The sequence below is a fragment of the Pseudomonas sp. PMCC200344 genome (assembly GCF_030053095.1).
GTDB classification, from domain to species: domain Bacteria; phylum Pseudomonadota; class Gammaproteobacteria; order Pseudomonadales; family Pseudomonadaceae; genus Aquipseudomonas; species Aquipseudomonas svalbardensis.
In genome coordinates this window covers 3,203,237-3,214,717 of record NZ_CP125618.1, presented here as the reverse complement: position 1 = coordinate 3,214,717, position 11,481 = coordinate 3,203,237, and the positions used below count along the sequence as shown (strand labels likewise).

Below are 11,481 nucleotides of genomic sequence, written 5' to 3'. Positions count from 1 at the left end.
GAAGGCCGCTCTCAGCGTTTCACAGCTGTCGGCTTGTTCAACTCAGCCCGCTTACTCAGCAAATCAAACACCGCCGGATACGCCGGCCGCTCGACATACCGCCCGGCACCACGCTCCGCCCGCAAATCACCATCTGCCCACACCACCCGGCCCTGGCTGACGGTGTGGCTCGGCACACCGCGCACGGTCTTGCCTTCGAAGATGTTGAAGTCCACTTGCTGATGGTGAGTCTTCGCCGAAATCGTGCGCGTACCTTCCGGATCCCACAGCACCAGATCCGCGTCCGCACCAACGCGAATCGCCCCTTTGCGCGGGTAGAGGTTGAAGATCTTCGCGGTGTTGGTGGAGGTGAGCGCCACGAAGTGCTGCATCGACAAACGCCCGGTGTTCACCCCTTCATCCCAGAGCACCGCCATGCGGTCTTCGATACCGGCCGTGCCATTGGGGATCTTGCTGAAATCGTCACGGCCGGCGGCTTTTTGTTCGGCGCAGAAGCAGCAATGGTCGGTGGCGGTGGTGTGCAGGTTGCCCGATTGCAGACCGTGCCAAAGCGCCTCTTGATGGCCGCGAGGACGGAAGGGCGGGCTCATCACGTAACCGGCGGCGGTCTGCCAGTCTGGGTGTTGGTAGACGCTGTCGTCCAGCAGCAGATGCCCGGCCAGGACCTCGCCGTAGACTTGTTGGCCCTTGCTGCGGGCGTAGGTGATTTCGTCGAGGGCTTCCTTGGTCGAGACATGCACCAGGTACAGCGGCGTGCCCAGGGTTTCGGCGATGCGGATCGCCCGACTGGCCGCTTCACCTTCCACCTGCGAAGGGCGCGACAGCGGATGCGCTTCCGGGCCGGTCATGCCCTGCGCCATCAGCTTGCGTTGCAGGTGATAGACCAGCTCACCGTTTTCCGCATGCACGGTCGGCACTGCGCCCAGCTCCAGGCAGCGCTCGAAACTCGCCACCAGCGTATCGTCGGCGGCCATGATTGCGTTCTTGTAGGCCATGAAGTGCTTGAAGCTGTTGACCCCGTGGTGGCTGACCAGATCGGCCATTTCCTCGCGGACCTGTTCGCTCCACCAGGTGATCGCGACATGGAAACCGTAATCCGACGCCGACTTCTCGGCCCAGCCGCGCCACTGATGAAAGGCTTCCATCAAGGATTGCTGCGGATTGGGGATCACAAAGTCGATGATCGACGTCGTGCCACCGGCAAGTCCCGCCGCAGTACCGCTGAAGAAGTCTTCACTGGCCACCGTGCCCATGAAGGGCAGTTGCATGTGCGTGTGCGGATCGATGCCGCCGGGCATCAGGTATTGGCCGCTGCCGTCGAGCACTTCGGCACCCGCCGGAACATCAAGATTTTCGCCGATGGCTTTGATCACGCCGTCGGCGCAATAGACGTCGGCGCGATAACTTTCATCATGGGTAATAACGGTGGCGCCACGGATCAACAGAGACATTCCGAGTTCCTCGCAGGCAATGACCGACTTGTGCCGGTTCTAAATGTTTTATATGAAGCTGACGCAAACAGGTGTATTCCTGTCAGCGCTGTCAGGAATAAACGCTAGTCTGAGTTTGAGGATTGAGCAAGAATATTTTTTATATGCTTATATTTGTTTTAAGTTATTGATAATTAACATTTAAAACTTCAAATCACCAAAATGGTGAGGCCTCTCACCATTTTGACGCACTTGACAGGTTCCAAAAATAGACGAGATTTCTTATGTGAAATCAGCCGCTTGAGGATGGTCTATGGTTGATGCGCGACGTTGAAAAAAAGTGGTATGCACCAGATTGAGTCCTGACGGTTCGGACAACTTGCCTGGCATCTGGCCTGATTGAACGAGCAAGTAACCGGTGACTCATCGGTGATATAAATAAAACTGATAAACATCAGTTGGTTACAAAGTTTTTATGGAACTGCCCGATGCGCAAACGGGGTAACCGGCACGTTAATTGATGCCGCCAGCCCCTGATGAGCAACAATAATCAAAAGAACAGTGGAGCGGCCATGCAACAGAACAGATCGCAAGTGACCGAGCGCGACGGCTTGTTTGAGCTCGAAGCCGGCAGTGACGTCCTCGACAGTCCCCGTTACAACCACGATATGGCACCGACCAAGGTGCGCGAACGAACCTGGAACAAATGGCACATCACCGCATTGTGGATAGGCATGGCGATTTGCGTGCCGACCTACACCCTCGGTGGCGTGCTCACCGCGCATTTCGGCCTGAGCGTCGGTGAAGCGTTGCTGGCGATTCTGTTCGCCAACATCATCGTACTGATCCCGTTGACCCTGAACGCCTTTCCCGGCACCAAGTACGGCATTCCGTTTCCCGTGTTGTTGCGTTCGTCCTTTGGCATCCTCGGCTCCAACATTCCGTGCCTGATCCGGGCGCTGGTGGCGTGTGGCTGGTTCGGCATTCAGACGATGTTCGGCGGGCTGGCCATTCACCTGTTTCTGGGGTCGGTGTTCGACGGTTGGAAATCCCTCGGCGGTACCGGTGAAGTAATCGGGTTCATGGTGTTCTGGGCCTTGAATCTGTGGGTGGTGATTCGCGGCGCGGACTCGATCAAATGGCTCGAAACCCTCTCTGCACCGTTGTTGGTGCTGGTGGGCGCGGGGCTGCTGGTATGGGCGATGCCGAACGTGTCGATGACCGAGTTGCTGGCGATTCCGGCCAAACGTCCGGAAGGCGCGAGCGTGGTCAGTTACTTTGCCGCCGGGCTGACCGCCATGGTCGGGTTCTGGGCCACCTTGTCCCTGAACATTCCGGATTTCAGCCGCTATGCGAAAAGCCAGAAGGATCAGATCGTCGGGCAGATTATCGGCTTGCCCCTGACCATGTTTCTGTTCGCCTCCCTCGGCGTAGTGATGACGGCCGCCTCGGTAAAACTGGTGGGCGTCACCGTCTCCGATCCGGTCACGCTGATCGGTCATATCCAGAGCCCGGTCTGGGTCGCACTGGCCATGGCGCTGATCATCATCGCCACGCTGTCGACCAACACAGCGGCCAATATCGTTTCGCCTACCAACGACTTCCAGAACGTCGCCCCTAAGTTCATCAACCGCACCAAAGCGGTGATGCTCACTGGCCTGGTCGGTTTGGCGCTGATGGCCCATGAGCTGTTGAAGAAGCTCGGTTTGATCGTCTCGGATTTAAGCCTGGAGACGGTGTATTCCAACTGGCTGCTGGGCTATTCGAGCCTGCTGGGTCCGATTGCCGGGATCATGGTGGTGGACTATTTCCTGATCAAGAAACAGCAACTGGATCTGGCCGGACTTTACCGCGACGACGTTTATCCAGCGTGGAACTGGTTCGGATTTATTGCGTTTGGTGTGCCGGTGGCGCTGACGCTGCTGTCGCTCGGCAGCGATGCATTCAGCTGGTTCTACGACTATGGCTGGTTCACCGGATCGGCACTGGGCGGACTGATTTATTACGGGTTGTGCTCGATGCGCCCCAGCCCGTCTGTTGCGAAATCTGCGGTGTGAGGGACGGCCCCTTCGCGAGCAGGCTCGCTCCCACATTTGGAATGCATTACCCCTGTGGGAGCGAGCCGGCTCCGGGCGGCGTTCCGACGAAGACGGCCGCCAAGACACCCAAGAAATGCCTGAAGAAATCCATAAGAACTGCCTGAGGAGATCATCATGAACGCTGCCATTGACGTTCTGCAGTCCACCCATCAGCACATCAACCGCGACCGCTTGTGGCAGTCGCTCATGGACCTGGCCAAGCTCGGCGCCACGGTCAAGGGCGGTGTTTGTCGCCTGGCCCTGACCGACCTCGACCGCCAGGCCCGGGACATTTTCGTCAACTGGTGCGAGGAGGCCGGTTGCACCGTCAGCATCGATGCCGTCGGCAACATCTTCGCCCGTCGTCCGGGCCGCAATCCGAACCTGCCACCGGTGATGACCGGCAGCCACATCGACACCCAACCCACCGGCGGCAAGTTCGACGGCTGCTTCGGCGTACTGGCCGGCGTCGAAGTGCTGCGCACCCTCAATGACCTGGGCGTGGAAACCGAAGCGCCGCTGGAAGTCGTGGTCTGGACCAACGAGGAAGGCTCACGCTTCGCCCCCTGCATGATGGGCTCCGGCGTATTCGCGGAAAAGTTCACCCTCGAAGAAACCCTGGCCAAGGTCGATGCCGAAGGCGTTACCGTGGGTGAAGCCTTGAACGCCATTGGCTATGCTGGCGAGCGCAAGGTCAGCGGCCATGCCGTCGGCGCCTATTTCGAGGCCCATATCGAACAAGGCCCGATCCTTGAAGACGAACGCAAAACCATCGGCGTGGTGATGGGCGCCCTCGGGCAGAAATGGTTCGACCTGAAACTGCGCGGCGTCGAAGCCCACGCCGGCCCGACGCCGATGCACCTGCGCAAGGACGCTCTGGTCGGCGCCTCGGTGATCGTCGGTGCGGTCAACCGCGCTGCCCTCGGCCATCAACCCCACGCCTGCGGCACCGTCGGTTGCCTGCAAGCCTATCCCGGCTCACGCAACGTCATCCCCGGCGAAGTGCGCATGACCCTGGACTTCCGTCATCTGGAACCGGCGCGTCTGGACTCAATGATCGCCGAAGTCCGTGAAGTCATCGCAACCACCTGCGAGGAACACGGCCTGACCTTCGAACTCACACCCACTGCGGATTTCCCGCCGCTGTACTTCGACAAAGGCTGCGTCGAAGCGGTACGCGGCGCCGCCCAAGGCTTGGGCCTGTCGCACATGGATATCGTCAGCGGAGCAGGGCACGACGCAATCTTTCTCGCCGAACTCGGCCCGGCCGGGATGATCTTCGTACCGTGCGAAGGCGGCATCAGCCACAACGAAATCGAAAACGCCGCGCCGGATGATCTGGCGGCCGGGTGTGCGGTGTTGTTGCGGGCGATGCTGGCGGCTTCGGCGGCGATTGCCAGTGGTGAATTGGCGGCTTGAAATGCATGACGTGCGCTGAAAAAAAACAGCGCACGTCACAAACCCGAATCCTCAATCGTCATCCTGTTGAATCCCCCAAACAGTGGAGCAACACGATGTCGTCCAACACCCAGCCGGTTAACCTGCTGCAATCGATTCCTCAGGTGTTCGAAAGCCTGACCCAGGTCCACGTCACCCTCGACAGCCACGACCTGGACCCGACCCTCAAACACTTGCTGCACTTGCGTGCCTCGCAGATCAACCAATGCGGTTTTTGCGTGAAGATGCACACCCGCGAGGCCCGTGAAGCCAATGAAACCAACGAGCGGCTGGACCGCCTGATCGTCTGGCGTCACGTCAGCGATTTCACTGCCGCTGAACGTGCGGCCCTGGCCTGGACCGAAGCCCTCACCGTACTCGATGAAAAGACCGACTACGCCAGCCTGCGCGGTGACTTGCGCGAGCACTTCAGCGACGCACAAATCGGTGCCTTGACGGCCGAGATCGGCATGATCAACCTGTGGAACCGTTTGCAGGTGTCGAGGCACTGATTGATGAACTCCGCTGAAAACACCGCCGCTGTGTTCGAGCAGCGCCGGCCATTTTTGCTCGGTCTTGCTTATCGCATCCTCGGCTCCCGCGCCGAAGCCGAGGATGTTGTGCAAGAGCTGTTCATCAAATGGCTGGAGACCGACCGCGCCATCATTGCCACGCCGGCCGCCTGGCTGACCACGGCTTGCACCCGGCACTGCATCGATCTGCTGCGCTCGGCGCACAAGTCGCGGGTTGATTACATCGGCACCTGGCTGCCGGAACCGATTCACACCACCCATCAGGACTCACCCGAACACAGGCATGAACTGGCCTCGTCGCTGTCCACCGCGTTCCTGTTGTTACTGGAACGGTTAACCCCCAAGGAGCGTGCGGCGTACCTGCTCTACGAAATTTTCGACATGGATTACACGCACGTCGCGGATGCGGTCGGGGTTCAAGAGGCTGCGTGCCGCAAACTGGTGTCCCGGGCCAAGGCCAGCCTGGGCAGCGGACAAACGCGCTTTCAGCCGGAACCGGCACGCCAGGAGCAATTGCTCAGCGCTTTCCGTAGCGCCATCGCCAGCGGCTCGACCGCTTCCTTGACCGCGATGCTGAGCGAAGACGTCGAACTCTGCGCCGACAGCGGCGGCAAGGCCTCGGCCATCCGCGAAACGTTGTCTGGCATTTCCAATGTGCTGGATTTCATTGGCCAGTCGTTGCACGTCTATTGGCAGACTTGCGAATGGCTGCCAGCCGAAATCAATGGTGCCCAAGGCGTGATCATCAAGGCGGACGAGGTCATCACTGCATCGATGACGTTTGGGTTCGACGAAGCGGGGCAGGTGAGCGGGATTTTTATTATGCGCAATCCGCAGAAGTTGGCGGGGTTGCAGGATTTGTTGGATGTGCACTGAGTCCTCTGCACTATCCCAACCCCTCGCGGTCGTAATCTTCACAGGGCGGCGCGTGAATGCACCGCCGCACGCGTGGAGATCCAATGAGCCAGGACGTCCTGACCACCGAAACCAATCGCCGTCAGTTGCAGCAGATTATCGCCGGCCTGTCCGATGGGGTGATTCTGCTGGAGCTCGACCAGACCCTTCTCTGGGCCAATGACGCCGCGTTGGCCATGCACGGCGTCGGGCAACTCAGCGAATTGGGGGCGAATGCCAAGGAGTACGCCAAGCGCTTCGCCTTGCGTTATCGCAATAATCACCCGGTTCAGGCCGACAATTATCCGATCAGCCGCGTTGCCCGAGGTGAGACCTTCAGTGATGTGTTGGTTGAGGTGACGCCGGCGGACGACGAAGAGCGCACCTGGGTCCACAGCGTGCGCAGCATGGTATTGGCCGACAGCGCTGGCGAGCCGGAGTCGCTGGTGCTGATCATGAGCGATGTCACGGAGTGGGCCAGCGCCGAACAGCGTTTCGAAAAAACCTTCAACGCCAACCCAGCCCCGGCGGTGATCTGTCGTCTAAGCGATTTGCGCTACATCAAAGTCAACCCTGGCTTCCTGGAGATGACCGGCTATGCGCGTGATCAGGTGATCGGCCGTTCTACCTATGAACTGGATGTGCTGGAAGGGGCCGAAAACAAGGATCTGGCCAAGCAGCGTTTGCGCGAAGGGGCAACCATTCCGCAAATGCAGGCTCAGCTGCAGTTATCCGAAGGTGGCAGCAAACAGGTGATCGTCGCCGGCCAGCCCCTTGAGCTGAACGACGAAGCCTGCATGCTCTTTTCCTTTGTAGACATCGAGCCTCGGCATAAGGCCGAGGTCGCCCTGCGCCAAAGCGAGGAACGTTTCGCCAAGGCTTTTCGACTGACCCCGGTGCCCATTCTGGTGTGTAACGCCGGCGATCAGATGGTGATGGACGTCAACGAAGCCTTCCTCGATACGCTCGCGTATCCCAGTGAAGAGGTGCTCGGCAAGACCATCGCAGAGATCGACTTCATCCATGACAAGGGCGCACGTACACGGCTGTTCGCAACCCTGGAGAAAATCGGAAGCCTGGATCGCATCGATGTCAGCCTCCGCAAGAAAGACACCGGGCTGATCGATTGCGCGGTCTCGGCCGACACCGTGAACATTCAGGACAGTCCCTGCTACCTGCTGGTGTTTATGGACATCACTGAACGTAAACGCACCGAGCTGGAGTTGGTGTCGGCGATCGAAGAGGTGATGAAAGACGCCTCCTGGTTCAGCCGCACGCTCATCGAGAAACTCGCTAACGTCAAAAACGTCAACTCGCCGCAGTTGCCTAGCGTGTCTTTCACCGACCTGACCGCCCGCGAGCGCGATGTGCTCGGCCTGATCTGCGAAGGCCTGGCCGACAAGGAAATCGCCGCGCGGCTCAAACTCGCCCCGAACACGGTGCGCAACCATGTCTCGACGGTGTATTCCAAGCTCGACGTTCACAGCCGTAGCGAGGCGATTGTCTGGGCTCGCGAGCGCGGTTTGTTCTCCAGCGAGTGGCGGCCCAAGGCCCAGCGTTAGGTGCAAATGCACTACTCGAAGGGGTGCAAATTGATGTTCTGGGCCGGGGCGGCGGTTCTTAGGCTGTAAGGGTGCGATACAGGTCTTCGGGTATCGCGTCCCTTTCAAAACAGCGACAGGAACCGCAGGATGATTTACGTGGCGCAATTGCGTATGCAACTGGAGCGGAGCTTTTCACCGTTGGCCTGTGAGTGCAATGTTACGGGTGATCATTCACTGACGGTGAAGCTCTATCATCCGGTGTCGGGGCAGGTGGATCTGGTGATCAGTGGGTTGAGCGTGGCCAACCTCAGAACGCCGGAGGCGGTGGCAGCTTTGATCGAAGAGCTGCGTTATGAACTTGAGAGCAACACGTTGCATTGTCGCGAGACGTCCTAGGAACTGTCGGGTTTTGCCGGCGGTCGTACAAAGAATACGAGAGTATTTTTTCTGTGACCGGTCCGCGGCTTCGCGGTGAAACAGTTGGGTCGCGGAAATATGTCGATCACTTACCGCGGGTCAACCTATGAAAAGTCTTGGGAAACGCATTTTTGCAACACCGTCGTTCGCACTCTGGATAGCGATTCTGGGTGGTTGTGCCAGTCCTCCACCGCCACCTCCCGCTGCGCCGCCTCCGCCCCCTGTGCGAACCTGCCAAACCACTGAAAACACTGATGTGCAAGGCGATATGAGAGCTGAGGGGCAGGTGACCCGGGAAACGACGCTCACTCGTTGCGTCACTCAGTAAGCGTCCATCGGCTCACGTTGAACCGCCAGCAGCGCTGTGCTGCTGGCGGGTATCCGCGCGCGTCGCTCAGACTTCCTCGATCCTGACCCAACGCGACTCCCGCGCGGCCACCCGAATCGCCGTAGCCAGGCGTTCGACTTCCCACGCCTCTTCGAAATCCGTTCCGCCCTGAGATAAGCCTGCCAACGCCATCACCAGATCATGGACTTCCAGCGTCTTGAGTTCGTTGTAGCCGAGCTGATGCCCTGCCGCCGGGCTAAACGCCGCATAACCCGGCAGATTCGGCCCTGCCAGCAAGTGCTGGAAACCGTCCTGACCGGCACGAAACAGACGCAGTTCATTCAGGCGTTCCTGATCGAACACCAAAGTCCCTCGGGTACCGCTGATTTCAAAACTCAGGTGATTCTTGTAGCCGTGCTTGAGCCAGCTGCTACTAAACGTGCCCCGGGCGCCATTCGCAAACCGCAACAAGGCGTGGACCTGATCGTCGACCGCGATACTGCGTTGTTCCAGGCTGCCAGCCGTGGCGGGGCGTTGCCGGTGCACGGTATGAGTGTCGGCGCTCACTGCCTCGACATCGCCCACCAGATAGCGGGCCATGGCCAACACGTGGCTGCCCAGATCGGCCAGTGCGCCACCGGCATGATCGGCATCGCAACGCCACGACCAGGGTGACGCGGGATCGGCCATGAAGTCTTCGCTGAATTCACCCTGGAAACTGATGATCTGACCCAAGTCGCCGTTTTCAATCAGCTCCCGGGCCAGCCCGATCATCGGGTTGTGCTGATAGTTGAAACCCACCCGCGTCACCACGCCCGCCGCTTTGGCCGACAGTCGCATGGCGTCGGCCTGTTCCAGATTCACCGCCAACGGCTTTTCGCAATACACCGGTTTGCCGGCGGCGAGTGCGGCCATGGCAATGGGGTAATGCAGGTGATTGGGCGTGGTGATGGCGATCAGATTGACCTTGGGGTCATCGATCAGTTGCTGCCAGTCGCTATGAGCAGTGACGAAACCCCAGGCATCGGCGCAGTGGCGGGCACGCTGCGGATCGGCGTCGGCCAGGGCGGCCAGTTTGAGCTTGAGGGGCAGTTCGAAAACCGCACTGACGTTGCGAAACGCCAAGGCATGGGCGCGGCCCATGAAACCTGTGCCGATGAGACCGATACCGAGTTCGCGCATAGCCGGGGTCCTTTTGGATTTTATTTTCAGGAGGGGCTATTAATGGAATAAAAATTCTCAATGCGCAACATTGTGGAATAAATATTCCTTTGTTGTGCAATGTCAGGAAGCCAAGGTTGTGCGTGATTCTGCCGGATTCCAGCACGGCGGCATCATCCGCCTGGCGAATGGAAAAATCGTCAGCGGACGTGCCAGTACTGTCAAAACAAATTCCGAGAAGGCCTACGGATTTATCGCAGCTGCGATTGCAAAAAGTGGATCAGAAGTGAGGATCGATATGGATAGTGAAGGACACAAAACAGCGGCTGAGAACGGCTGGATCATGGTCGGTTCTAACGGCACCAAGTTATCAGCTGCCACATGCGCTTCGGTGCGTATCGATGAATACGCTGCTGAAATGCTCAAGGATCCGAACAAGGTTCGAGCGTTTTTCGAGCGTGTGAATGGGGAAGCCAAGGCTCGCTGATGTATTGCATTTCTCCTTCTTTTGTTCTTGGTTTCCTGATTGGCTTGGTCGCGGCGCCTATTTTTTGGGAAAACAATCCGCAGCGGGCTCTGAGCTTTGCGACGAATGCGCAAAAGCGGAGTTCTATCAAAAATTCCTTTGTGATTAGCGCCGGCTAATGCCGATCAGTTAAGGAACGACAAAATCCGTAGCAGCTGGCGAAGCCTGCGTTCGGCTGCGCAGCAGTCGTGAAATCAGACGATGCGGTGTTTCAGGAAGACCGCAAACTCAGGTTTTACGACTGCTGCGCAGCCGAACGCAGGCTTCGCCAGCTGCTACGGATCGCGTTTTGGCTTAACTGACTGGCATTAGCCCGAAGGCTGCCTTGTGTTCATCCGGTAAATCGGATCAGGACAAGAACCCACCATCCACATTCAACGAAACCCCAGTGGTGTAACTCGACGCATCACTGGCCAGATACAACACCGCTCCCGCCATCTCACTCGGATCCGCCACACGCTTGAGCGGAATCTGTTGCAATGCGGTGTTCAAAATAGCCTCGTTTTTCACCAATGCCGAAGCAAACTTGGTGTCGGTCAGACCCGGCAGCAGCGCATTGCAGCGAATGCCGAACTGCGCGCATTCCTTGGCGAACACTTTGGTCATGTTGATGACCGCCGCTTTGGTCACGGAGTAGATGCCCTGGAAGATCCCCGGCGAGATGCCGTTGATCGAGGCGACGTTGATGATGCTGCCGCCGCCGTTATCGCGCATCAGCTTGCCGGCTTCCACCGACATGAAGAAGTAGCCGCGGATGTTCACGTCGACGGTTTTCTGGAAAGCGCTGAGGTCGGTGTCCAGTACGTTGCAGAACTGCGGGTTGGTCGCGGCGTTGTTGACCAGAATGTCCAGGCGCCCGAACTGTTCGCGGATGCCGGCGAAGACCTGGCTGATCTGTTCCATTTCGCCGATGTGGCAAGCCACGGCAGTGGCTTTGCCGCCGGCGGCGATGATCGCGTCAGCCACGTGCTGGCAACCGTCGAGTTTGCGGCTCGAGACGATGACATGGGCGCCTTGCTGGGCCAGCAATTTGGCGATGGCTTCACCGATGCCGCGGCTGGCGCCGGATACGAATGCGATTTTGCCGTCGAGGTCGAACAACTGAGTCTTGGACATGGTTTTTCCTTGTTATT

Annotated in this window: 10 protein-coding genes; 7 read left to right on the top strand and 3 right to left on the bottom strand. The window is 58.7% G+C overall.

All coding sequences use genetic code 11. The features are described 5' to 3' along the window. Positions 1 to 11 precede the first annotated feature (11 nt). Positions 12 to 1,451, bottom strand: coding sequence for a dihydropyrimidinase (gene hydA, locus QFW87_RS14500; protein ID WP_283190851.1), 1,440 nt, complete (start codon positions 1,449 to 1,451; stop codon positions 12 to 14). Positions 1,452 to 2,002: 551 nt separating this feature from the next. Here hydA and QFW87_RS14495 point away from each other — a divergent pair. The 6 genes from QFW87_RS14495 to QFW87_RS14470 all read left to right on the top strand — a co-directional run bounded on the left by QFW87_RS14495 (position 2,003) and on the right by QFW87_RS14470 (position 8,312). Next, a complete protein-coding gene (locus QFW87_RS14495) occupies positions 2,003 to 3,487 on the top strand; it encodes an NCS1 family nucleobase:cation symporter-1 (protein ID WP_283190850.1) in 1,485 nt (494 codons plus the stop codon). A 156-nt stretch (positions 3,488 to 3,643) separates the two neighbouring features. Further along, positions 3,644 to 4,927 carry a Zn-dependent hydrolase gene (locus QFW87_RS14490; protein ID WP_283190849.1) on the top strand — a complete coding sequence of 428 codons (1,284 nt, stop codon included), beginning with the start codon at positions 3,644 to 3,646 and terminating at the stop codon, positions 4,925 to 4,927. 95 nt (positions 4,928 to 5,022) lie between these two features. Next, on the top strand, positions 5,023 to 5,457 hold the full coding sequence (locus QFW87_RS14485; RefSeq protein ID WP_283190848.1) for a carboxymuconolactone decarboxylase family protein: 435 nt from the start codon (positions 5,023 to 5,025) through the stop codon (positions 5,455 to 5,457). 3 nt (positions 5,458 to 5,460) lie between these two features. Next, positions 5,461 to 6,354 carry an RNA polymerase sigma factor SigJ gene (sigJ, locus tag QFW87_RS14480; RefSeq protein WP_283190847.1) on the top strand — a complete coding sequence of 298 codons (894 nt, stop codon included), beginning with the start codon at positions 5,461 to 5,463 and terminating at the stop codon, positions 6,352 to 6,354. An 83-nt stretch (positions 6,355 to 6,437) separates the two neighbouring features. Continuing rightward, positions 6,438 to 7,934: a helix-turn-helix transcriptional regulator gene (locus tag QFW87_RS14475; RefSeq protein ID WP_283190846.1), complete on the top strand. Its 1,497-nt coding sequence runs from the start codon at positions 6,438 to 6,440 to the stop codon at positions 7,932 to 7,934. Between the two features lie 129 nt (positions 7,935 to 8,063). Then, on the top strand, positions 8,064 to 8,312 hold the full coding sequence (locus QFW87_RS14470; protein ID WP_283184292.1) for a DUF1652 domain-containing protein: 249 nt from the start codon (positions 8,064 to 8,066) through the stop codon (positions 8,310 to 8,312). A 415-nt stretch (positions 8,313 to 8,727) separates the two neighbouring features. On the opposite strand, the gene QFW87_RS14465 is transcribed toward QFW87_RS14470, so the two are convergent. Then, the gene (locus QFW87_RS14465; protein WP_283190845.1) at positions 8,728 to 9,843 is read right to left on the bottom strand and encodes a Gfo/Idh/MocA family oxidoreductase; all 1,116 of its coding nucleotides are present in this window, start codon (positions 9,841 to 9,843) and stop codon (positions 8,728 to 8,730) included. A 118-nt stretch (positions 9,844 to 9,961) separates the two neighbouring features. On the opposite strand from QFW87_RS14465, the gene QFW87_RS14460 reads away from it, so the two are divergent. Further along, entirely contained in the window at positions 9,962 to 10,309 is a 348-nt protein-coding gene (locus QFW87_RS14460) for a hypothetical protein (protein ID WP_283184294.1), read from the top strand. A 387-nt stretch (positions 10,310 to 10,696) separates the two neighbouring features. Here QFW87_RS14460 and QFW87_RS14455 read toward each other — a convergent pair whose 3' ends face one another. Then, on the bottom strand, positions 10,697 to 11,464 hold the full coding sequence (locus tag QFW87_RS14455; RefSeq protein WP_150630518.1) for an SDR family oxidoreductase: 768 nt from the start codon (positions 11,462 to 11,464) through the stop codon (positions 10,697 to 10,699). Positions 11,465 to 11,481: the final 17 nt, after the last annotated feature.